This window comes from Methanofollis liminatans DSM 4140 (assembly GCF_000275865.1).
In the GTDB taxonomy this organism is placed as follows: Archaea; Halobacteriota; Methanomicrobia; order Methanomicrobiales; family Methanofollaceae; genus Methanofollis; species Methanofollis liminatans.
On sequence record NZ_CM001555.1, the window covers coordinates 735887 to 759457 of the forward strand.

General features: G+C 50.0%; 23 protein-coding genes. 13 read left to right on the top strand and 10 right to left on the bottom strand.

Annotated features, from left to right (window positions below; genetic code table 11):
* Positions 1-39: 39 nt before the first annotated feature.
* Together METLI_RS03715 and METLI_RS03720 are read right to left on the bottom strand one after the other, a co-directional pair.
* Positions 40-1704, bottom strand: coding sequence for a carboxypeptidase-like regulatory domain-containing protein (locus METLI_RS03715; RefSeq protein WP_004038141.1), 1665 nt, complete (start codon positions 1702-1704; stop codon positions 40-42).
* Positions 1701-1964 (bottom strand): hypothetical protein, encoded by a 264-nt coding sequence (locus METLI_RS03720; RefSeq protein WP_004038143.1) that lies wholly within the window; start codon positions 1962-1964, stop codon positions 1701-1703. Before METLI_RS03720 ends, METLI_RS03715 begins: the two co-directional genes overlap by 4 nt.
* Positions 1965-2376: 412 nt before the next feature.
* Between METLI_RS03720 and METLI_RS03725 the strand changes: the two genes are divergently transcribed.
* The 10 genes from METLI_RS03725 to METLI_RS03765 all read left to right on the top strand — a co-directional run bounded on the left by METLI_RS03725 (position 2377) and on the right by METLI_RS03765 (position 14850).
* Positions 2377-3435, top strand: a complete 1059-nt coding sequence (locus METLI_RS03725) for a glycosyltransferase family 2 protein (RefSeq protein WP_245529396.1) — start codon at positions 2377-2379, stop codon at positions 3433-3435.
* A 49-nt stretch (positions 3436-3484) separates the two neighbouring features.
* A complete protein-coding gene (locus METLI_RS03730; RefSeq protein WP_048103613.1) occupies positions 3485-4408 on the top strand; it encodes a glycosyltransferase in 924 nt (307 codons plus the stop codon).
* The gene (locus METLI_RS03735) at positions 4405-5847 is read left to right on the top strand and encodes a B12-binding domain-containing radical SAM protein (RefSeq protein WP_004038149.1); all 1443 of its coding nucleotides are present in this window, start codon (positions 4405-4407) and stop codon (positions 5845-5847) included. The genes METLI_RS03730 and METLI_RS03735 overlap by 4 nt, the downstream gene beginning before the upstream one ends.
* Positions 5848-5928: 81 nt before the next feature.
* Positions 5929-6987, top strand: coding sequence for a glycosyltransferase family 4 protein (locus METLI_RS12350; RefSeq protein WP_004038151.1), 1059 nt, complete (start codon positions 5929-5931; stop codon positions 6985-6987).
* Positions 6984-8015: a hypothetical protein gene (locus METLI_RS13075; RefSeq protein WP_004038153.1), complete on the top strand. Its 1032-nt coding sequence runs from the start codon at positions 6984-6986 to the stop codon at positions 8013-8015. The genes METLI_RS12350 and METLI_RS13075 overlap by 4 nt, the downstream gene beginning before the upstream one ends.
* Before the next feature lie 61 nt (positions 8016-8076).
* On the top strand, positions 8077-9159 hold the full coding sequence (locus METLI_RS03750) for a hypothetical protein (protein WP_004038155.1): 1083 nt from the start codon (positions 8077-8079) through the stop codon (positions 9157-9159).
* Positions 9160-9161: 2 nt separating this feature from the next.
* Positions 9162-10241 carry a glycosyltransferase family 4 protein gene (locus METLI_RS03755; protein ID WP_004038158.1) on the top strand — a complete coding sequence of 360 codons (1080 nt, stop codon included), beginning with the start codon at positions 9162-9164 and terminating at the stop codon, positions 10239-10241.
* A gap of 485 nt (positions 10242-10726) precedes the next feature.
* A complete protein-coding gene (locus tag METLI_RS13465) occupies positions 10727-11362 on the top strand; it encodes a glycosyltransferase family 4 protein (RefSeq protein WP_217178703.1) in 636 nt (211 codons plus the stop codon).
* A gap of 47 nt (positions 11363-11409) precedes the next feature.
* Positions 11410-13194, top strand: a complete 1785-nt coding sequence (locus METLI_RS13085; protein ID WP_157203206.1) for a hypothetical protein — start codon at positions 11410-11412, stop codon at positions 13192-13194.
* Between the two features lie 336 nt (positions 13195-13530).
* The gene (locus tag METLI_RS03765; protein WP_004038161.1) at positions 13531-14850 is read left to right on the top strand and encodes a polysaccharide pyruvyl transferase family protein; all 1320 of its coding nucleotides are present in this window, start codon (positions 13531-13533) and stop codon (positions 14848-14850) included.
* Here the strand turns inward: METLI_RS03765 and METLI_RS12685 are convergent.
* The 6 genes from METLI_RS12685 to METLI_RS03790 form a co-directional block, all read right to left on the bottom strand.
* Positions 14823-16142 carry a Coenzyme F420 hydrogenase/dehydrogenase, beta subunit C-terminal domain gene (locus METLI_RS12685; RefSeq protein ID WP_004038162.1) on the bottom strand — a complete coding sequence of 440 codons (1320 nt, stop codon included), beginning with the start codon at positions 16140-16142 and terminating at the stop codon, positions 14823-14825. The two genes, METLI_RS03765 and METLI_RS12685, sit on opposite strands and share 28 nt — an antisense overlap.
* Positions 16139-17692: an oligosaccharide flippase family protein gene (locus METLI_RS03770; RefSeq protein WP_004038164.1), complete on the bottom strand. Its 1554-nt coding sequence runs from the start codon at positions 17690-17692 to the stop codon at positions 16139-16141. Before METLI_RS03770 ends, METLI_RS12685 begins: the two co-directional genes overlap by 4 nt.
* Before the next feature lie 75 nt (positions 17693-17767).
* Positions 17768-17965 (bottom strand): sugar phosphate nucleotidyltransferase, encoded by a 198-nt coding sequence (locus METLI_RS03775; RefSeq protein ID WP_004038166.1) that lies wholly within the window; start codon positions 17963-17965, stop codon positions 17768-17770.
* 153 nt (positions 17966-18118) lie between these two features.
* Positions 18119-18817 carry a glucose-6-phosphate isomerase family protein gene (locus tag METLI_RS03780; RefSeq protein ID WP_004038167.1) on the bottom strand — a complete coding sequence of 233 codons (699 nt, stop codon included), beginning with the start codon at positions 18815-18817 and terminating at the stop codon, positions 18119-18121.
* Between the two features lie 565 nt (positions 18818-19382).
* Positions 19383-19796: a DUF3368 domain-containing protein gene (locus METLI_RS03785; protein ID WP_217178705.1), complete on the bottom strand. Its 414-nt coding sequence runs from the start codon at positions 19794-19796 to the stop codon at positions 19383-19385.
* 64 nt (positions 19797-19860) lie between these two features.
* On the bottom strand, positions 19861-20121 hold the full coding sequence (locus METLI_RS03790) for a UPF0175 family protein (RefSeq protein WP_004038170.1): 261 nt from the start codon (positions 20119-20121) through the stop codon (positions 19861-19863).
* Positions 20122-20555: 434 nt separating this feature from the next.
* Here METLI_RS03790 and METLI_RS03795 point away from each other — a divergent pair, with 434 nt between their 5' ends.
* Both METLI_RS03795 and METLI_RS03800 read left to right on the top strand, forming a co-directional pair.
* Complete coding sequence (locus METLI_RS03795) at positions 20556-20858, top strand: nucleotidyltransferase family protein (RefSeq protein ID WP_004038172.1); 303 nt, start codon at positions 20556-20558, stop codon at positions 20856-20858.
* Positions 20842-21180, top strand: coding sequence for a HepT-like ribonuclease domain-containing protein (locus METLI_RS03800; RefSeq protein ID WP_004038174.1), 339 nt, complete (start codon positions 20842-20844; stop codon positions 21178-21180). Before METLI_RS03795 ends, METLI_RS03800 begins: the two co-directional genes overlap by 17 nt.
* Positions 21181-22042: 862 nt before the next feature.
* Here METLI_RS03800 and METLI_RS03805 read toward each other — a convergent pair.
* Both METLI_RS03805 and METLI_RS13320 read right to left on the bottom strand, forming a co-directional pair.
* Positions 22043-22600 (bottom strand): MarR family transcriptional regulator, encoded by a 558-nt coding sequence (locus METLI_RS03805; protein ID WP_004038176.1) that lies wholly within the window; start codon positions 22598-22600, stop codon positions 22043-22045.
* Between the two features lie 28 nt (positions 22601-22628).
* Complete coding sequence (locus METLI_RS13320; protein WP_004038186.1) at positions 22629-22826, bottom strand: hypothetical protein; 198 nt, start codon at positions 22824-22826, stop codon at positions 22629-22631.
* 325 nt (positions 22827-23151) lie between these two features.
* Between METLI_RS13320 and METLI_RS03810 the strand changes: the two genes are divergently transcribed.
* Positions 23152-23400, top strand: coding sequence for a type II toxin-antitoxin system HicB family antitoxin (locus tag METLI_RS03810; protein WP_004038188.1), 249 nt, complete (start codon positions 23152-23154; stop codon positions 23398-23400).
* Positions 23401-23571: the final 171 nt, after the last annotated feature.

The following is a 23571-nucleotide window of genomic DNA, read 5'->3' on the forward strand; positions in this document are numbered from 1 at the left end:
CTTCTCCTCGCCCGGAGTGCCATCCGGGGGGGACGATCGTTATCCCCCGGCGACCGCCTCATAGAAGGTGCGCAGTTCTCCCACCTCGTCCTCGCCGCAGGGGGTGCCGGCATACCGCACCCGTTCGTACAGGCGGGCGAACGCCCCCGCGGCGTCCGCGGCCGGCGTCTCCGCGAGGGCGGCGGCGACCTCGCGCGGGGTCTTCGCGCGCGGGTTTTTGATCCCGAAGCGCCTCCCCGCGGCGACGGCGAAGCGCTCCCAGAGGAGGGCGGCTTCGTCCAGGGGGGAGAGCGGGCCGACAGGCTCAGGGGGCTCCGGGATCTCTTCCTCCTCTTGCTCTTCCTCCACCACCGCGGGGGGCTGCACCGCGGGCTCCGGGGGCGCCGGCCGCCGGGAGCGGCGGAGGTACGCAAGCCCGGCGATCAGCCCGAACGAGACGGCGGCGAGGGCGGTGAGAACCGTCTTGATCAGCCCGAAGGGGTCGACGATCGCCACCTCCAGCTCCTGGCTCTCAGAGGGCTCCAGCGGGAAGCCCTCGCCGGCGAAGACCGTCTTGATCGTATACTGCCCGGGCTCCAGGGGGACCTCGATCTGGTACGCCCCGTTCTCCGCGGTTTTTCCCCAGGCGGTGGCGTTCCCGTCGACGAAGACCGCCACCTCGGCGCCGGGGACGCCGCGGCCGAGGGCCGTCAGCCTGCCGGTGCAGGCCGCAAGCCCTGCCGAGGCGTTCGCCTTTGCCGCGAGGGTGAGGTCTGAGGGCGAGGAGAGCACCGAGAACTGCGCCAGGTCTGAGACCGACCTGCCTGACTGCACATAGGCGAGGTGCGTTCCGGCCCGGTTCCTCCCCACCGTATAGACGAACTCGTAGCGCCCGCTCTCTGCGGTGGTGACGTTGGCGGCGAGGCGGCTGTCGATGTAGAGGTCCACCCCGGCGCCGTCCTCGCCGGTGGCGAGGAGGCCGCGGACCTGGACCGACTCGCCGTACCGCGCCTCCTCGGGCGTGAGGAAGATCGAGATCGCCGGCGGCGGCAGCACCGGGGCCGAGGCGCTCACCTCCTGGACCTGGACCTCTGCCACCTCCTCGACGATCTCCTTGTAGCCGTCCACGCTCTCCTCGTAGGCGGTGGTGTCGGCCTCGTACTTCTGGCCGATATCGGTCAGCTGCTCCTTCTGGCCGGCGTACGAGGTGTAGGCCTGGGAGAGCTCGTCCCGCAGGGCCTCGCCCTCGTAGATGATCGAGTAGAGCTTGCCGGGGTCGTCCTTGTTCCTGTACTCGATCTGGAGCTCCTTGATCTCCTCGAAGCGCTGCGTCCCGTTCACCAGGGTGCGCAGCGCCTCCACGTTCTCCCGGCTCCGGCTGGAGAAGTCCTGGACGTCGGTCTCCGAGAGGTCCAGGGAGACGACCAGGTTGCTCATCGACTGCGTCATCTCGGCGTAGCGTTCGAGGTCTCTCTGGGCGCTCTCCCAGTCCTTCACCTTCACCGAGAGGACGATCGTCCCGGACTGCGAGAGGAGGTCCTGCATCAGGGGGAGGACCGACTCCGCCTTATCGGCGTTCATCTTCGCCGCCACCGAGAGGTCGCGCTCGGCCACCGTGGCGGCGGCGTCCGCTGCCGTCCAGAGCATGGGGCTCGCCGCCTGGGCTGCGAGCAGGACGATGCAGAGGGCGGCGAGCCCGGCCAGGAGGAGGTGCGCCCCTCTCATGTGGCGACGATCTCCATGATCTTCATCACGACGATATACCCGAAGACCGCCACGCCGGCGGCGATGAGGTATTTCATCCGTCTCATGTACGTCGGCTGCGCGAACGGGGTGTCGATGAGCACCGCCACCACCAACAGGCCGATCAGGGCGAGGACGAAATAGACCTGGAGGTCCAGGGTGCGGTTCAAGAGCATGAACGCCCCCACCACCGCCGCCCAGGCGGCGAGCGCGCCGGCCGCCGCATATTTCGCCCTGGTCATCACTCCTATAGGTCGCCCCCCATGAGGATATATCTTTTGAAGAATGTCTGAATAGTCGGTGCCGCCGCCGTGCTGCCGGATGCCGACATCATAACCTTTTTATGGGCCCCGGCGGTTTGCAGCGCCTGCCGGCGCCGCCCCCTCCGCGCGATCTCTCATGGGGATCTTTTCTTATATTTCACTTTTGCCCGGGGACGCTCTTTCGTATATATGGCTTCTGTTTTACGTTCGCGGGGTGAAACCGTATGGTTATATACTTTCGAACCAATTTACTCATCACTTTAAATAACTGTTCCCCCCACGGAACCTCCCCGCACCTCAAGAATTCAGGGAAATTGTAGGATCCCCTGTGCTTGTGGGAAAAGGGCGGCGGTGAGGAGGGGCGGTTGGGAAGTGTCGCGTGGACCCAATCATGTCTCAGGAAGTACAGGTGCGCTGCCGGGACGGATCTTCCGGTATGCAGGAAAGAGGAGTTCACCCGGGGTATGCTCCTCTCAGGGGCCGGGTGCTCACGGACGATCCGGCCTCCCTCGCCACGCTGACCGGGTGTGCCGAAGGGCAGACGATCGCCGCGATGCCGGCCTACAACGAGGAGCAGTACATCGCGAAGACGATCGTCGGCGCATACCGCTACGTCGACCTGGTCCTCGTGATCGACGACGGCTCCTCCGACGCCACCGTCGAGATTGCGCAGGCCCTCGGCGCCCTCGTGATCAGGCACCGGACGAACCTGGGCTACGGCGGGGCGCTGCGGACGATCTTCTCGGTCTCCCGCACCCTGGGCGCCGGCGCCCTGGTGATCCTCGACTCCGACGGCCAGCACAGCCCCGATGATCTCCCTGCCCTCCTGAACGGCCTTGAGGAGGGCTCGGACGTGGTGATCGGCTCCCGCTTCCTGGACGGCTCGAAGGGCGACATTCCTGCCTACCGCAAGGTCGGCATGAAGGTCCTCGACACCGCCACGCAGTTTGCCGGCGGCGACCTGAAGGTTTCGGACTCCCAGAGCGGCTTTCGGGCATACGGCCGGCGGGCGATCGGGGCCGTGCACGTCACCGGCGAGGGGATGTCCGCGGGATCCGAGATCCTGATCCAGGCGGCCGACGCCGGCCTTGCGATCTCGGAGGTGCCGATCACGGTGCGCTACGACATCGAGGGGACGTCCTCGGAGAACCCGGTCTCGCACGGGGTCGGGGTGCTGATGAACATCGTGCGGCTGATCAGTCTGCGCCGGCCGCTGGTGTTTTTCGGGATCCCGGGGGCGCTCTTTACGGGTGTTGGGCTGGCGGCTGAACTCTATGCGTTTTCGGAGTTTTACCAGGCCGGGCAGTTTCATTATATTGTGTTTACCGGGGGGATCTTCTCGTTGATGCTGGGGTTGCTGCTCGTGACGACGGGGTTGATTTTGTACTCGCTGGTGGAGATTATGGGTTCGCAAAAGCAGTGTTCTGGAGGGAATAGTAATGGGTTATAGAGGTCGACGCGCTCCTAAATCTTCACGTGATGGGGATCCAAAGATCTCAGTGGTCATCCCTGTCCTGAACGATCAGACCAGAATAAAAGACTGTCTGAAAGCGGTCTTTAATCAGACTCTCCCTCCATATGAGGTCATTGTAGTTGATGGTCATTCCACCGATAATACCGTCAAAAATGCCCTTAAGTTCCCGGTACGTGTTGTCTTTGAGGACTTCGGGACTGTCGGCGGTGCACGCCAGGTGGGTGTCGAAGAGGCGCAGGGCGAGTATATCGCTTTTACCGACTCAGATTGCATTCCTCAGAAAGACTGGCTTGAAAACCTTGTCCGGGAATTTGATGACGGCATCGTGGGCGTTGGGGGAGGCATAAAAAACATCGGCACCGGGCTCTGGGAGGAGTCCATCTCCCTTGCCCTCGACACCTTCCTTGGGAGCGCGAACTCGGTCCAGGACCGCGTTCTCAAAGGGAAGAGGATTGTAAAGAGCATCAGCGGGTGCAACAGCATGTACCGCAAGCGGGATATTCTGGAGGCCGGAGGCTTTGATGTTCACCTCTCCATTAACGAGGACACCGAAATGAACAGGCGCCTCCAGAGTCTCGGTCGCATCTTCTATACTCCTGATGCCCTCATCCACCACAATCAGGCACGATCACTCCCGGCCTTTGTCCGGCGGATGGTGTTTTTCGGCTATGGGCGGGGTGTCAACAGGCTCTGGGATCTTCAGGTCGTCCCACCGATCGCGGCTGTCGGGATCCTTTTGATGGCGTTCATCGCTCCTCTGATATCCGTTGCCATGCTTGTGGTTTATGCATTGATCGTTATCGGTTATACTCTGGCGATCTCTACGAAGTCTAGAAAATTTGGTTATCTGGTCTCAGTTCCGATCGTATTTATTCTTGAACATACTGCCTATATGTTCGGGTTCTGGAAGGGCACGATTGAAAGCGTTACCGCCGGGAGCAATTCATGAGGATATATCTTCTCAATCCTCCATACTTCCCCCATTTTGGAAGGAGCGCACGCTGGCAGGACACGGGGAGAGCAGGCACCCTCTATTACCCGATCTGGCTGTCCTACGCGACCGCTCTCCTTGAGCAGGAGCATGAGACGCGGCTTGTTGATGCACCTGCATGGGACTGGAAGATAGAGGATGTCATAGATGATATCGGTACGTTTAAACCAGATATTCTGGTCATTGATTCAAGTTTTCCCAGCTTGAATAATGATATCGGTGTTGCAAGGGCTGTAAAGGCAGTCTGCCCTGCAATCACGACCGTCCTTGTCGGTCCCCCGGCGTCCCAGTACGCAACACAGATCCTGGGGCACGCGGCCATTGATATTGTCGCCCGGTTGGAGTATGACTTTACGTTGCAGGCCCTGGCGAGGGTTCTTGAGTGCTCGAAAGATCTTTCTTCTGTAGATGGCATTTCTTTCCGGATAAATGAGGAGATCATCCATAATCCAGATAGAGCGTTTTCAACATCGGCAGACCTCGATACGATCCCGTTTGTATCGAAAGTCTACAAAAAATATCTCCATATCGAGGACTATTTCCTTGGGCAATCCCTGTACCCGGAGGTCCAGATCTTCACCGGGAGAGGCTGTCCGAACCAGTGCACCTTCTGCGCCTGGCCCCAGACTCTCACGGGGCGGAGATACCGGGTGAGGAGTATTTCCAGCGTTCTGGATGAGTTTGCCTGGATTGAAGCCAACCTGAAGGTCAAGGAAGTCTTCTTCGAGGATGATACCTTCACCATCAGCAAGGACCGGGTCCTGGAGTTCTGTAAGGGCTATCAGCAACGCGGTCTTTCGGTCACCTGGTCATGCAACGCCCGTGCAAACTCCCTTGACCTCGAGACGATGCAAGCGATGAAGAAGGCGAACTGCCGCCTGCTTATCGCAGGCTATGAATCCGGGGTTGACTCCATACTTCAGGCGATCAAGAAAGGGATCACGACCGATCAGATCAGAACATTTGCAGAGAATGCCCGGAAGGCCGGGTTGCTTGTACATGGTGATTTCATCATAGGTCTTCCCGGCGAAACAAAAGAAACGATCGAGCAGACTAAGAAGCTCATCCGGGAGGTGAAGCCCGACATCCTGCAGGTTGCCGTGGCATCGCCCTTCCCTGGGACGGAGTTTTACGTCTGGTGCAGGGACAACGGCTATCTTCTCACCGATGATCCCAACGAGTATCTTGATGGTGAGGGCCATCAGAAGGCTATCATCTCTTATCCTGCCCTGAGCAACGAGGAGATGGTGCGTGAGGCAAATGAGATCTTGCGGGGGTATTATCTTTCGCCGGGATATGTGCCGCTTGCCATGAGGCAGATATTCAGGAAGAACGCAGTAGATGAATTGAAGAGGCTCTGGTTTTCTGCAAAGATGTTTTTAGGATATGTTTTGTAAAAAAGGTGTAGGATCTGAAGATCCCTTTAACGCTCTTATCTGTCACTTGAACAGAACTCAACTTAATAGGAGAGATGGTATATGGATGAATTCTTAGATAGGATCAAAGACTGCAATAAAATTGCATTATTAGTCCCAAATTTCGCCTCATATAGCGGCGACGCACGTGTTGTAGAATTACAGGCTAAGGATCTTCGAAGCCTTGGGAAAGATGTTGATATTATAACATTTCATCAAGAAATTGATTCAGATCTATCTGTTATTGAGATTGGGATGCCAAAATACCTCTTTTGGCAAAGGATTTACCGTTTGATCTTTCCAATTGATTTTATTAAAATTAACAATGTTCTGAAGGATCTTAAGGACTACGATCTAATCATCAGTCATCTCTATCCTATGAATTGGCTTGCAGATCTTGCCAAAAAGCACCATGGAACAAAGTATATTTATTGGTATCACGGTATCCCGACACCAAGTCTTCAGCCTTATCTATACGAACGGATTTATTTGAAACTCTTTATATGGGCGACCAAGATTACGATACAGAATGCAGATCTTGTTGTTTCCGTCAGCAAATCCGCTCGTGACGAAGTTAAAGGATACACTGGTTTAGATAGTATTGTAATATACAATAAAACAGATCTGTTAAGGTTTAATAAACAAGTCGATGGAACAAAAATTCGAGAGAGGTATAATCTTGGTGATGCTCCTGTAATTTTAAATGTTGGAAGGGTTTGTCCTCCAAAAGGCGCCGATCTCTTGATCAGGGCATTTAATCTCTTAAAGAAGAGAGTTCCCGAAGCAAAACTCATCATCATAGGGAAACCAACCTATCCATATTATATGGAGGAGTTGAAGAAGATGGCCGACAGTTCAGTAATTTTTGCTGGTTTTGTGTCGGATGAAGAATTGCCATATTATTATGCTGCATGTGATGTCTATGCTACAGGCTCACTCTGGGAAGCAAATAATGTTCCAGTGCTTGAAGCTCAAGCATCTGGAAAGCCAATTGTCGCATTTGATTTCAATTTCTTTGCCGAAGAACTTGGGGATAATGACATTCTAGTAGATAGAGGGAATGTTGAGAAGTTTGCTGAGGCATGTATACTCAAATTGCGCGAACTTGGGAGAGTCGCATGAGTGAGCAGGAACTTGAATATTGTATTCATGATCTTCTCTCCTTCCGTGTACAGAAGAAATCACAGCCCTGGATTCACTCCTCGATTCGCGAAGAATACCAAAATTTTCTCTCAAATGCGAGTTCAGATCCCGCCCTCACTGTAACTATCGGTGATTTTCATCCTGACTGCACTGGTTGTACTATCCTTGACAATATTTTCCATATCAAAAAGGACTACATCTATTGTGAGGACTCATATAAACGAGCACAATGGAAATTTGAGTTGACTGGTCTTGAAAGGGGGCATACGCAGTTAAAAATTTCTGGGAACTACTTTGCTAAATACATAATTCCCGGATTCCTCATCGATCCCATAATAACATATAAACTAAATGAGTTGGGCTGTTCATTGGTTCATGGTTCTGCTGTGTGTAACAACCATGGGACTCATCTTTTCACCGCTCAAGGCGGTGGGGGCAAAACGTCTACAGCGCTCTATGCCACTGAGCGTGGTTGTCAGTTTATGGGTGATAACTTTATTATTGTGCGTAAGGGACACGCTATGCCGTACTTATCGCCTCTGAATATCTTCTCATTTAACATGCTTCCCTATCTGGAGCGAAATATACCTTGGCAAATAAGGTTAGGTTATCACATGAGGAATATGCTCTTCCCATTAACTGGTCTACAAATGGTGACTAAGATCAATCCAACTGATATCGATATTTATTCTCCTTCTATACCGTCTCCTTTGCGTACAATTTGTATGCTTGTACCGCATGAGAGGTTTAGTTCTTCAAAAATCGATATTAATGAGTTGGTTCGACGAATGGCTTTTAATCTAAGAGTTGATTTTTCTTTTTTCACCAAATATATCATGCAATATTCATTTATCTATCCCCAAAGTTCTCTTGCAAAGTATTGGGATACATACGAAGAAAACCTAATGTGCAACCTGCAGAATATCTCTGACAGTAGTTACAGGATTGAAGTTCCTCAAAAATATGATCTGAACGTATTCGAAAAGATTTGGGAACTGATCGAATGAAAATTCCATTCTCTTGTTGTTTTGGTTCAAAGATAGTTTATGAAAATGGAGATGTTAGAAGATGAAACAGATACTATCTTACAACATTCACAACATCCTTAAATTCCAGATTATTCGGGATGCTACATGTGGTTGGAGAGACCGTATCAACTTGAAATTTTCTTATTTTGAGGTTGATAAAGTCGAAGATCCAGATATTACTCTCAATATTGGAAAGTTTACGCCTTCATGTACATCCTGCTACTCGGTCGATCATAAGTATTATATAAAGCAAAATTACCTCTACAGCAAAGAGTCAGAGGGTGTAGCAGAGTGGGAGCTTCAGATCAACGGGCTCGAAGATGGTCCTGCTATTCTCCACTATGATGGAAAAATCAGAGGAATATCTTCGCTACTGAACCGGGATTTCCTAGCTCAAAACTTTCTCTTAAAGATCATCGAATATAAACTATATCAGAAGGGATACTATTTAGCTCACGCTGGTGGTGTCAGTAAAAACGGTAAGGGGTATATCCTCGCTGGTAGAGGAGGCTCTTTTAAGACGACCCTTTGCATGGATCTGATCCGCAAGAAGGGCTGTAACCTGCTTGGGGATGATCGGGTCCTCATTGGGAATGGTTCAGCATACAGTTTTCCGATGAGTTTACCAGTTTTCTCCTATATGCTCCAAAATCTTGATCATGAAAATGCTTGGGCGTTCTCGCATAAGTTGGATTTACTCAGGCAATTGAGAAATAACAGTCTATCCGTTGACACTAATGTCTGTGAGCACAAACCTGTAAATATCTCAGGACTTTCCTTTATTAGTCGGGTGAATATATCCGAACCTAGAATGCAACAGGTGTCAGGGGAAGACACTTTTCAAAAGCTTATCATGAATAATAGACTAGAGGACTATATCGACATTTCATTTCTTCGGATTACATCTGGCCCCTTTTTGAGGTACATGCTGGCATATTCGTATATTTTTCCGGATAGTAAACTTGCACGATTCCTTGATCGTAGTGGCGTAAATCACCCCGAAATAGTCCAGTGTTTAGGGGATCTCGCAGTTTCAAATATGATGATTCCTAAAATCTACAATGAACAGGTTGTCGAACAATTATGTGACATAATTGGCCTGCATGGCATAGGCATAGAGTAAGTATGAAGAGCGTTGCAATTCTTGGGGGTGGCCTTGCGCCATATTTTAATGAAGCAATGGCAAACCAGATCAATCTGCTCTCTAAACATCTGAACCTACGGGTGATAACCTGTAATGATATCGGGTCACGGCCATTCATGAAGTACGACCAATATACTATATTTAATTCTAAATATCTTATCCAGAGGACTCCTTTTCTCTCCTTAATTAATGGAGGTGTACTTTTTCTGGCTACAAAATATTATGAACAAATTTTTGACTGGATCATACTACCGGGGGGGATCGAAAGTGAATTTCTGGAGTATTTAGATTCATGTAAGTGCATTCCCATGGTCCCTTCAATCTGCCAATTAGATGACAATGCTCTGGTAAAGATAAGGAATAAAATCCCTCAATTTCCGCTTATTATTGCACAGAGTAGGAAAACCAGGAATCAACTTGTCGAATTTGGTGCGGATCCTAAGCGCATTTTCTTGATGTATCCTCTGGTCGATTTAACCAAGTTCCGTTACAGCGATCCACCAAATCTAGATGAGTTTAGGATTGTCTTTGCTAGTTCTCCAAATATGGAGGTTCCAGGAGAAGACAACTTCGCTGATAAAGGTGTTCCTCTATTACTTGAGGCATTTAATGACTTCCTTAAGTATGAACCAAAATCGAAACTCTACTTGGTCTGGAGAGGTTACTATACCAGCGAACTCGATAAAAAACTGGATGAATTGGAATTAGGGAACTCGGTTGAAATACTACACGGTTTTGTTGATATGCCTGCAATTTATTCCCGTTCTCATGTTATAGTGATTCCATATCTGAATCTCAAGCGGAGCCCTGATATTCCTTTGTCTGCCCTCGAATCATTAGCCTGTGGCAGACCTGTTGTGGCAACCGATGTGGGGGAGATCGCCGATATTTTAACCTCACAGGGAGTAGGCGTAGCTTCCAAGACTAGGGTTGAGGATCTCTCACAGGCATTAAAAGAATGTCGACAGAATTACAACAAATTACAGGGAAACTGTAAAAATCTGAACATCCCTACCGAGTTATCTTTACAAAGGTTTATGCAACAAAATATCAATGAATAAAGAGGATTGCTGTGGACACGAAGATTACTACCATTCAGTTGATATCTGGTAGATGGGACAGAGATAACTTATCAATCGCGAGGACTGCTACAAAACTGTTGAACTCTCTCCTCCCTCTTACGCAGCATGTAGTCTCTATTACAACAAACCATCGCATTCCAACGAATTCAAATCAGGTCGAACAGACTATAATTCCTTATAGTAGTGGCAAGAGATCTCTTATTCGCCTAACTTCGATCCTCCACCACGAGATTGCTGTGACAAAGAAAGTGATAAGTTGTAGTGATGCCCGAGTAGTCTTGTTTTGCTTTGGGGCTGATCTTTTTGTTCTCCCAATTTTAACTGCGAAAATACTTAATAAGAAAGTGTTCATCAGGGCTGATGGTCGTCCTTCCCATTATTTACGTGCGATGCGATATTCTAAGATCAAGATTGCCTTTTTTACTCTCATTGAGAGACTAATCTATCCTCTTGTCGATCGAATTGTGCTTGAACATCCATATATGCTCTATTATTTTAATTATAAACAATACCAAAAAAAGGTCGTTGCAATTCCACTGTATATAGATTCCACGTTATTCAAAAGATCAAAAGATCTCAAGAGCAGACATTTCGACTTCGCTTTTATAGGTCGCTTCTCCCCTGAGAAAGGGATTATCGAATTTATATCTGCTCTGCAGGGCTTACCCTCAGGAATAAATATTCTCGTGATTGGGGATGGTCCACTAAAAAATGACATACCTTGGCCAAATCAATGTGCTCTGACTTATTTTCCATGGGTTGATCACGAGGCGATGCCCAACTTTTTAAATGATATAAAGATTTTAGTGATGCCCTCCTACAAAGAAGGGTTATCAAATCTTCTCCTAGAGTCCATGGCCTGTGGCACGCCGGTGCTCGCGACACCTGTCGGGGCGGCAATGGATATCGTAATAGATGAAAAAACTGGATTTATAATGGAGAATAACTCTCCGGAGTGCATCGCTAAGAACATGATCCGGGCGCTGAACTCTCCAGACCTGGAGCAAATTGCTGAGAGTGGGAGGCGATTTGTGGAGGGTAATTTTATGCTTGAAGGATCTGTAGAGAAATGGAGGCGGGTCTTACGGGATGTTGTATGAATCGTACATATGGCGGTTTTCATACCCATCCTCTGTACCTGGTCATATTGATTGTTGCATACTTCCTCCTTGCAGTAGCACTGCTTGTAACATCGAACTCCTCTGCAACGGGATATGAGGCTTCGATCTATCGTTCGACTCCCACAATTTTCTGGATAGCAGTGGCCTTTTCCACTGTCTGTGGGATAGTTTCTTTTATAGTCCATGTTTACAGTGGTGATAACAGAACTAGAAAGTTGTTACCCGCTTTTCTGTTAATCTTTCTGAGTTATGCGGTTTGCCTTTCGCTCTTTATTATTAGGGGTTACTATATGTGGTGCATGGGGGGTGACCCGGCTACCCATATTGGCTGGATAAAAGAAACCATCTGTACAGGATATGTTCCAGATTCGGTTATATATCCCATCACTCATATTTATTTCTCAGAGATTGTCCAGATTACTGGCCTTGACTTGGTTCTGTTGCATAAGGTGGTTCCCCTTATCTTTGCTTTATTGATGGTTCCATTCATGTACCTTTTTGCATGTATGGTTCTACCCCAAAAAGCGGAGATTCTCTTGGCAACACTGATCAGTTGTACAATGATCTATGGGTGGTATACCGATTTAACTCCAAATGGATTAGCAAATCTTTTTCTTCCCCTCGTTCTCTATCTTCTATTTAAATCTTTAAATTCCTACACGATCTCGTGGGGTTTTCTTCTGTGCATAGCACTCCTCTTTTATCCTGTTTTTCATCCAATTCCAACTATATTTTTAGGTTTAGTTCTCTTAATTCTGTTAATTCTCTATATAACTTTTCAATTTTTTAAGAAAAAACATTCCACTATTTTAACAGGTTACATGGGAGAAATAAAATCATATCTCCTCCCTTTGCTGGTTTTGGGAATTTGGTTCATCTTCTGGATCTCGTCATTTCGTGCATGGGATGTGACCATACAGAATATACTTGGCGATGGGGCTAGTCCTACTAGTTTGTCTAAATTGACAGCACAGATTGAATTAGCACAAGGATATGGCTACAATATACTTGAGCAGATCGTGAGACAAATGGGGGGGCAAATTGTTCTCGTATTTCTGGCTCTGGTTAGCCTACCCCTGCTCTGGCAACAAATCCAGAAAAATAACAGATATAGATATGTCTTTTCCCTTTATGGACCTATTTTTGTATTAGGGACACTCATAGCAATATTATATGTGTTCTATCTGCCCTTTGGCCCACTAAGGCTGATGTTTTATGTGTTAGTTTTGAGTACAGTCCCTGCAAGTTTTCTTTTGTGCTGGGCCTTGAAAAAATCTTGGGTCTGTAAAGGTGCACTAACTGCCGGGTCTATTTTGTTTTTAACAGGGATTGTATTAGTGGGTTTGTTTCTGGGGGGTATAACCAGTCTTTATCCATCTCCTTACGTTGCAACTGCAAATTATCATACGACCCAGGCTGAGGTGGAGGGGATGGATCATCTATTTGTACACATGTCAATTGATGTTCCTATTTTAAGAATCTCCATTCCCTTGAGTCGTTATGGGGAACTCTTACTAACTTCTGAAGAGATTAAGATAAAAAAAATACCTCCATTATATTTAGATAGCCCGAATGCTCCATATCACTTTGGTTATGATAATGTTTCGACAATAAGCATACTTTATTCTACAGAATACTATCTTATAATCTCTGAAAAGGATAGAAATATGTATGTTGATACCTTTCCAGATATGGCGCCATACCGATGGTGGCCTCAGGATTTTGAGCGACTGAACCATGATCCTGGTTTGAATCTACTCTATGTGAATGGTGGATTTGGCTTATGGATGTTAAGAGACGAGAGCACATGATGGTGCGATATTGTTACCGACGGTGTCACCGGCAGAAAATATCTATCTATGGAGATAGAATGGTCCTAGGAGAAGATTGGGATCAACAAAATTATAGAAATGGTGAGATATTACCTTAGAACAAAATCAATAAATAAATTTGATGATAATACTTTAAATCAAGTGCTTGCACATTAGACAGGTATTGGGTCGGTGAGAACAGTGATATACTCAGTGGAAAACATCCTGCTGGAGATTATGCTGCCTCTCTATATTAATAACGCGACAATATCCTAGAGTCTTGAGGGATGTTTTTACAGAGTCAATCATTATTTTAAGTTATAGGAGATTGTAATAATGGTCAAAAGACTTTTACTTGCAGAAAATGTTCCCTGTTTAAATAAAGGAGAAGAAACGATATTGCAAGGAATGCTTGAAAGTTTCAATTCTCTTGGGGATTTTCAGTTATCAATGTTATCAACGAATCCCCAATTGGATAAAAGTCGATATGGATCTAAGATTAAAATTCTTGATATAAGACAATATCTTCTATTTTTTGGTGACCGTGGATTCAAGTCGAGACTTTCAAAAATTATTTCTTCAATGATATTTTTACTGAATCATATTGGATTTCTCTGTCTGTTCAAGTTAATGGGGTCAAAGGTTTTTAGTCTTTATCGCTCCCCCATTTGGAAGGAGTATATAATTTCGGATGTAATTATTATAGGGCACAATGGAGCTTTCGGCATTGGTGGCGGGCCGAGCATCCCTGTCATTGGATATCCTATATTTATGTCATTCTTTGCGAAAAAGATGAATAAAGTATCGATTCTGTATGCTGGAAGTATAAAAGATCCGAAAACACTGGGCATTCTTACGAGAATGGCCTATAGGTTTGCACTTGAACATCTAGATCTAATTACTTTACGGGAGAATATTTCCTATGAACGCTGTATCGACCTTGGGGTTAAGAATGAAAGCATTTACGTGACATCTGATCTCGCCTTCCTTATGAAACCTGAAACTGATGACCGGGTATATGAAATAATGGCAAAAGAGGGGCTCCAAGAGAGTAATATGCCATTAATTGGGATGACAGTCACGAGGGAGAAAGCAAACATCGCATACCCCTATTTGGATCCAGATCAGAGTTATAATGAACATATAAGGGTACTTGTGAATATAATTGACGAGATCATCTCAAATACAAATGCATTATTTGTATTTTTGCCCCATTGTATTGGCCCAGATCCTTTTAGAGATGATCGACTGGCTGCAAAAGATATTTACTCCCGTAGCAGTATGAAAGATCATATCATTTTAATCGAAACAGAATATAATGCTGCTGAATTAAAAGGTTTGATCGGAAAATTTGATCTGTTCATCGGGGAACGAATCCATTCGGTTATTAATGCAATGTCAATGGGTGTTCCGGTCATCGCCCTTTCAAACGGAGCGGATGAAAGATTAGAGATAATTAGGATGTTTGGTCAAAAAAATGCAATTTATCCTATAGAAGATCTCCAATCGCAACCATTTGTAAATAAAATATGTGATATCCTTGTGGATTCGATGGATCTCCGGGAAATTATGGTAGCGCAATTAACTGAGACCATTCACAAATCAATGTTAAATGGTTCACTATTAAATCACCTGGTTACATCGCAAAGTGAATAGGCAGATATCTTAATTTTTCGGATAAATTTGCCGACATATTTTATTATGGATAAGAATATATTTAAGAGTTGGATGGTTTGACGATTCGCTGCTAAAACTGTGCGTGGACAGAGAATAAAAAGATCGAGTACCCAATCAATCTTTGATGGTTTGGGCAGATCGTTACATATAAGATATTTTGGGGTGCTTTTCCCTAAAAGCTTTGACAGATTAACACGAATCACATGGCGACGCTTTCTTTCAATTCCTCCTTGCGATCGAACGACATCAACAGTACTTATTTCCTTAATTCTGATGAGACTTTTTTTAGTCATATCATCAATAATATCCTTGCCAATTATACTCCTAGGCAATACAATGGAAGAACCAAGATTGTCATCCTCTGTAATCTCTTTTAGCCATGCATCTCCACATGATATGTCCGCTAACTCCGCTGTATGATCGATGCATAAAATACACCTCCATGGGGTGAAGGAACTAAAATAGGGGCTGTAATAATCAGATAAGGGTATAATAATAGCAGCATCATTAACTGATGTTGAAATTGACATGGATCCGGGCCATCCTCTACCCCGGTATTCTATTTTGGTAACTGTTAATGGATTAATATTCATCTTATGGAGTAATAACTCTGTGGCGAGGAAAGTCTTTGTACCTGCGCAAAATAAACCGAGATGTAACACTATTCTATGCTGCAGTTTTTTATTCATTGCCTCCGCTTTTCTAATTCCTTGGATGTGACACGGCAGCCCAACAACTGCATACTTTCCTTCGTTCTCCAAAATGTACTTTATTGCAACATTGGTGGGAACTGGACAATATTTTGATCCTGCAGCTTCAAGAATTTCTTCACGCGTTTTTGCTATGAATGGCTCTGGCTCTAGGGGTTTATTACAATTCATCCTTGTTACTAGCGCCCCATCGATTAGTCCCTCTTCGAGTGCATAAATGAGTATTTCTGTAATTATGCCCCCTGAAGATGAATTGTATCTTCGCTCTTGATTTATGGCATATGCAACACAGCAATCTCTTACGTTACCTAGAAGAGGGTGACTTGGTATTGCACCAAAGGAGAACTCGTTCAGATATGCGTAATTAACACTATGGCCAGGACAGCAGTTATAGCATATCCCACAGTTATTACACTTTATATGCTCTACCGTTGGGAGGTAGATTCCTCGTTGGTCATTTTTTTCTAGCGAGATTGCATTCCTCGGACAAAGACTTACACACGTACCGCAACCGGTGCAGAGGTCGTGTTTGACGACGGCGGTAATAACAGATGGTTTCATACGATAATTCTCCTGAGCGTTGGGGGCAGGTAGGACACAAAGAGTTCTCGTTCAAATCCACTGAGGCCGAGTTCCCAGACTGCCACAAGGTAGACCAGGGTGATGGCCGCACCAACAACGGTGAGCGTAACCTGGGCAGGAAGCTGGAGGACCGCACCCAAGGTTGCTGCCGCGATCCCAATGAGGACGGTCGCCACGATCCCAGGGAGCATCGACCGAGTGAAGGTGTGGGTTCCAACCCCGAGCACCTTCGTCGCATACCAGGGGGTGAAGAGGGCGTTCTTCAGGGTGAGAACGATCGCCCCCGCGGCTGCAACTCCGTAGTAGCCCCAGCCGGTCAGGAGTGGGAGGGCGATCGCAAGGCCGAAGTTTGCGATGCCCATGAAAAACGTCACGATCCCTGGTACCCGCACTCTGTTGTAGGCGATGTTGATGGTGAACAGAGGAGAGATTGAGAATGTGGTAATGCGTGGCCCAATAATGAGAATAACTAATGGAGCGAGGAAGGCGAGATCTGAACCGACCCAAAATTTTAGAATTTGGGGGGCAAGCCCACAGACCAAACCTAGTGGAATGGCCATGATAAGTCCTATCAACTTAATCGTACTCTTTGTGACTTTGATGAGAGTTTTCGTTTGTTTATTGGCGTAGTAACTAAGGATCGTAGGCGTCAGCACCCCCCCAATTGTCCCTGATATTGCTTGGAGCAGTACCGACAATTGTAGAGCAATTGCGTACTCCCCAGCTGATGTCGCCCCGAAGAGGAGGTTTACGACAATGAGGTCAATCTGGAGGAAGAGGAGAACACCGATCTGGTTGACAACAGACCACCATCCCATCCCACAGAGATCTTTCACCTTGCTACGGTCGAAGGAGTGGATTGAAACCCGCAAGTAAGGACAGACCTGTTGGGCAAGGGCAATCGAGACTCCTGAAGCCACGACAGCCCCTGCCAGGTATGCCCCTCCGATAAGGCCGAGGTCAGGACCGAGAAGGGTGAAGAGGAGGACGATCAGCCCGGTTTGAATTACGATATTTGTGATGTTAACGAGGTTTTGGAGGTCAAGCCGGTTGTAGGCGAATAATTGGACCGTGAAGTTTCCGCTCCAGGAGCGGATCATAAAGGCGGCAGAAACCCCGAGGAAGAGGAGGACTGCGCCGCTCTCCTGCCCTTCAGGTATACTGAAGATTGCCGGGATAAAATACGCGACCGTGAGGATGATCGGAGCCATCAGGAGGATGACCGCAGAGAGCCCGAAGAAGGCGGTGTTGAAGGTTCGGTTTGCGGCTGCATAGTCCTCTCGCTGGAGGTCGACGGTGAGGAATCGGGAGACGGAGGTGTTAAGGGACTGGACGACGATCGCAACGTAGCCAGTGATCGAGGTCGCCAGCGGGATGAGGCCGTAGGCAGCGACCCCGAGGGTGTCGATGAAGTAGGGAACCAGGAGGACGCCGATGACGACGTTCACCAGGAAGTAGGCGATGTTTGCCGCGAGGTTGCGGGGGAGTTGCGCCGCAAAATGTTGATTGGTATTGGTTTCTGTCTGCACGTTGGATCCTCGGGGGTGGGGAAGAGAATATTATTCTCAATGGATGAATTACTAAATAAATAGAGTTTTATTCTTTTAATGTGTGTTTCCCCTATTATCCGATTTGTAAATCTTACTTCTGTTTTCAGAGCAGGAGAAGAGGAGCGCCCGCCGTACGGTACGCTGGAAGAGCGACTCTTTTCCGAGGAGGGGGATGAACTGCTTCGGGTAGCAGGTCCGGCTGAGGGGAAAGAGGCGGGTGCCCGAACCGCCTGCAAGGATGATAGTCTTCATGGTGGGGGTACTCCGGATGAATGTGCGAAAACTCATATTTTATTTTGCGGCAATCGTTTAAGTGGATTTCTCTTTGTCGCTCCTGCCGATCTCCGGGAAGGGTGGTTATTTCCAGGCAACTCCGCAAGAGGTGGCTGTATCCGGGGTTTCTGGCTACGCAACAACCATTCTTTCAGGCTCGTTCAGGAACGAGAGATCCGCCGGCCCGGCGACCAGGTCATAGATCCCCCTCCCATGCCTGATCCCGAACTCCGGTACTTCCTGTGCCCGAATTTCCCGGATCTCCGGCACCGCACCATACCGCGCATTCCGCACCCACGCGCCCCCCTCCATCTCATAGTACGCCGCCCCCCTCCGCTCTTCGTACACCCCGTACTCACTCGAAAACCGCGTCGAGACCAGGTTCGCCATCACCAGCACCTCCTTCCCCGGGTTGACCGTTACATGCCCATATCCTGGCGGGATAAATACGAACTCTCCCGATCGCGCCGTGACCGCCACCACATCTGAAAGATCCTTTCTCTGCAGGAGATAGTGCGCCTCCCCGGCGAGCACCTGGTACACCTCCGGGTAGCCGACGCCGGCCGGGTTCTCCGGGTGGTAGTGCCCCTTCGTCTTGACGTACTCGCCGCCGATGACGGCCGGCGGGATGACGGTGAGGTCGAACCTGACGCCCTGCCCGCCGAGCCAGGCGCTGTCCTCCGGGGTGAGGGCGCAGTCGCGGTACATGAAATAGAGGGGGCCGTCGCAGGGGGCCGCGGGGTCGGCGAGCACGCACCTCATCTCGTCGGCGGTCCGCACCGCGGGGGCGGGGAGGGGGCCGGGCCAGAGGTCTGCCAGGGGGGTGGTCATGGGCCTGCCCTCGCTGATCGGTCTTCCCGGTGGTGTGGTGCTGAACCGCCTGCACGGATGATCGTCTTCATGGTGGGGGTGCTCCGGATGAATGTGCGAAAACTCATGTTTTATTTTGCGGCAATGGTTTAAGTGGATTTCTCTTTGCCCCTCCTGCCGATCTCCATGAAGGATAGTTATTTCCGGGCACACCCGCTGAAAAAGCCCTGAATCTCTGGTACCTCTGGAATGGGGCGCATGGCCTCTCTCCAGGGGACCCCCCTCCACCACCGACAAAATACGGCCGTATCGTCCCCGGATCCGGGGATCGCCCGGCCAATCCCTGCCCATGCCGCCGAGATCCGGAGATCCGGCCCCTGCGGGCGGCATCGGAGAAACACGGGAAATTCCGCCCCCTCTCCTGGCCCCCTGGCGGGCTGTATGATTAGCAGTAATGAAATGCCCTTCACACCCCCGCATACGGCCGGGGATGGAGCCGGACTCCGGGCGGAAATTGGTTTGATTCTTGGTCTGATTGGAAATTAATGCGTTTTTTATGGTGTTCTCCTGGTTCGATGAGGACGATTCACTCTTCCCCTGTCACTGTGAGAATGCGCCTGTACAGCGCATCATGGATCCAGAATCCCCCCTCTCCTCGCAGCCGGTCCATCTCCTCGCGCATCGAAACAACCTGGCCTTCAGCCTTCGCCTGCAACAAAAGGCCGATAATCCCGGTGACCGGGAGATCGTAGAGTCCGGCGATACGGCGGGCTTCGGTCTCGTCGAGAAGGAGAATATCCGGCTTCAACTCTACGGCCAGGGCAATACTTTCCGCCTCGCCCGGGTGCAGGTCCTGTTCGAGCAGGTGCACCAGAGCGGTATTCCCGGGCTCGACCACCGAGAGCCAGCCCTCCTCGCGGGCCCTCCTGACCTCGCCTGTCCCCGGGCGGTTGCCGCCCTCTTCTACGACCTCGCGCCAGACAGCAGGCGGAATACACACTGATGAAAACTGTTGGAGCAGGTGTAAGCGACCAATCGCTGAGAGGTGGATGAGTGGGGAGGAGTTACTGACCGCCCGCGGCATAAGCAATGTCCTGATCGAGGTCCTCGTCGGCATAGTGCCGCGGGATCTTCCGTGCGCCAAGCAATATCTCCCACTCCCACCGTTTCACCCCTGCAAGAGTACATGCCTTCCCCGACGAAAGAATGCCGCGCTGGTAGAGTGCCAGGGCAAGCTCCTGCTGCAGTGCAGCCTGGATGGCATCGGGAGGGAGACGGAGCGCCCGGACGATATCGTGAGGCACCATGATCGTGACGTCTGACATACTGCTTCACCTGATAAATAGGGATGGGACGGAGATCATATAATAGTGGTGCTGATGCTGATGCCCCTCTCTGGTGAGGGGGAGAGAGTGGGTTGAATACGCCCGTATCGCCCCCGGATCCGGGGTTCGCCCGGCAAATCCCTGCCCATACCGTCGAGATCCCCCGATCCCGGCCCGGCAGGCGGCATTGGAGAAAACCCCGAAATGCCGCCGCCTCTCCTGCCCCCCTGGTGGCCCGTATGATTGCTAGTAATGAACGCCCCTTCAACCCCCCGCATGCGGCCAGGGAGAGGGAGGGAATCCGGGTGGAAATCGGCATAAATCTGGCGAAAAATCTAAAATTGCACGTTTAAATTCGTTGTTGTAGACCGAGGGCGCAGGGCCGGCCGCGGGAGGAAACCCTTATCCTGATCAGTGCGTACCAGAGGTATAGCATGCTGACGGCGGAGGGCATCATCGGTGCGCTGGCAGATCACCGGGCGCGGATCAGGAGCCTCGGCGTCCGGCGGATCGGGATCTTCGGGTCCTTCGTTCGGGGCGAAGCACGCGAAGACAGCGATATCGATATCCTGATCGAGTTCGAAGAGGGGAGACGCTCCTTTGACACCTATATGGATCTCAAGTTTTTTCTCGAAGACCTCTTCGGGAGGAGCGTCGACCTCGTCGACCGGGACACCTTAAAACCGGGTCTTGCACCCCACATCCTCCGGAGCGTCAGGTATGTCCAGGGAATATAATCTCTATCTAAGAGACATTCTTGAGGCGATCGAGAGGATTCAGCGATATACCCGGGGAATGGACTACGAGGCGTTCATAAAGAACGATCTTGTGCAGGATGGGGTGATCCGGAACCTCATGGTGATCGGCGAGGCCGTCAAACTCATTCCCGAACCGCTCACGTCCGGGCATCCCGGTGTTCCCTGGAGAAAGATTGCAGGCATGCGGGACATTCTCATTCACGCCTACTTCGGGGTGCATGATGAGATCGTGTGGGATGTCGTCCTGAACAAAATTCCTGATCTGCAGGCTGCGGTCAGGGAGATGCTTGATCTCGCCTGATGATTTTTCCCGCTTCAGAATGGCGAGGGCGATGGGGAACACTCCATTGGCCCCCCTTCACCATAGACAAAATACGCCCGTATCGTCCCTGGATCAGGGGATCGCCCGGCCAATCCCCGCCCATACCGGCGGGATCCCCCGATTCCGGCCCGGCAGGCGGCGTTCGAGAAACCCACGAAATACCGGGCGCTCTCCTGCGCCCCTGGCGGCCCGTATGATTGCCAGTAATGAAACGCCCTTCAAACCCCCGCATGCGGCCGGGGAGGGGGAGGCATTCTGGCCGAAAAACGGCTAAATTCAGGTCATTATCGGGAAATGGCCGTGTTATATTCGTGGGCCGGCAGGCGCCGATCCGTGCAGCCGTGAGATGATCTCTCCATCAGGAATGCCGAACGCGCCTTTGAAATCAGTTCGAAAGAGCAGGATTCCCACCTCGGCCGCGTGATCCTCACGTTTGAACAACCGTCCTGATCTGATCGAGCATAACCCCTGCCGATCTCACCACGTCCCGGGCATCGCTTTCTGAGTACACGCACCCATAATCCGCGCCCTCACGCGTGCGCATCGCAAAGGTGAAATCTTCAAGTATGGATGGGGGCAGAATTTTTTCATCGATATAAAGCGCTTCGACGGCATACCGAAGACAGGTGTGGCTCTTTTCGCGCTTAACCCCTGGCAAAGACCAGCGCACGAAGGGCATGGAACGGTGCATAGTAGCCCTGGATGATCGCCCACTTCATATTCGCCTCCGCAAGAGAGTGGTGCGAGAGCATCGAAATCATCTCCTGCCTCCTGCAGTTCTTTTGCAACCAGCGCCTCATCGACCGGTATGCGCACGATCTTCCCCCGCTTCAGGCACTGCTCAAACTGATACTTCATCGTGCTCCTCGATCAACACCGTTCCTCCGAGAATACGCTCATACAGGGCTTGATCTCGTGCTTTCAACGAACGGAATTCGCCAGGCGTGAGGATGATCGGCGAGATCTCGCGGTCGAGAACGGCCTGAACCGCTGCAACGCTCTCCACCACGCCTGACATATCCACCGTCTCGATAAAGAGATCGATATCGCTCTCATCGGTGTCTTCGCCGGTTGCCGCGCTCCCGAAAAGTATCGCCCTCTTCGCATCTCTCCGCAACCGGAGGATCAGCGGGTTTATTTCAATGAGCGTGGCACAGATCTTCATCTCCCGCAGGAGCGGACTCTCCATCGCTGCCCGGTACACCACAAGACGTCCTCTCTCCTCGCGGTGGAGGAGACCGGCCTCTGAAAGACGTGCAAGCGTTTCACTGACCGTTCCCAGCCCCAGATCCAGGGCCCGGGCGATCTCACGAACATAAAATCCTTCATGATAATTCCTTCCCAGAAATCGGAGAAGCAAAAACGAAGTTCTGGAGATGATGTTCGTGTCACTGAACATATGTTCGTATATGCGAACGTATTCTCTGTCAACCTGTCGGTCTGGATATATGTTGATCGGGGGTTTGGATTTGCTTTTTCATCTCCTTGAGCGTGATGGCCGGTTCGTTTCGTCGCTCTGCCGCCACAACTAGATCATGGAGGTCCTCCTCCTCGTGGAGGGGAAGAATCACTGCAACGCCCTCTCCATGCTCATCGGTGATAGAGTGCTCTTTTAACGCGCTCAATTCGTTCTGCCCCCTGTATACTCCATGGAGGGTGTGTCATATATAATTCATCTCATTCTGCAGGGTTTCATCAGCAGAATCGAAGATCCTGAACTGGATGCACCGTCCAGAAAGACCTGTGAACCGTACCCTGTTCGTTCCGACAATGATCTCCCCGGCACGCTCCTGCACCCTCTGCCGGTGCTCGCATTGCACACCCATCCAGGAGGTACGGGATTATTATCCTCTGACATGTGCCGGGCAACGAGGTATTTACGTGAAAAACAGGCAAAAACCCCGGCCACTTCCTGCACCTCCCGTCATATTTATTGGTGGCATACATCCTATGCACTACAAGGAGGCACCGGTCATGCTGGTTACATTTGATAGCTATTTTGACGGTGCGTTCTGGTGTGCCCGCGGCATGGGTGTGGACATCTTCACGCAGGGCACGACGCTTGACGAACTCATGCATAATGTCAAAGATGCCGTAGAACTCCACTTTGAAGAAACTATCGATGCAGGAGAGCAGATCACGGTTGTATCCCTGACAGAACTTCAGGTCGGTTCAATTGCCAGAATCTCCGGTTGTTAGTGGATCTCTTCTGGTGAAGGTGCTCGGCTCGCCTGGATATACCGTTCTGCGGCAGCCATGTTCAAAAATCCCTGCACCAACATGCTCCTTTGTCTTGTGGGGGCGGAGCGGGAAGACCCGGGTGAGGGGATGAACGCTCTGCTGTCCCTCTCCCACAATTCCGGCCTGACA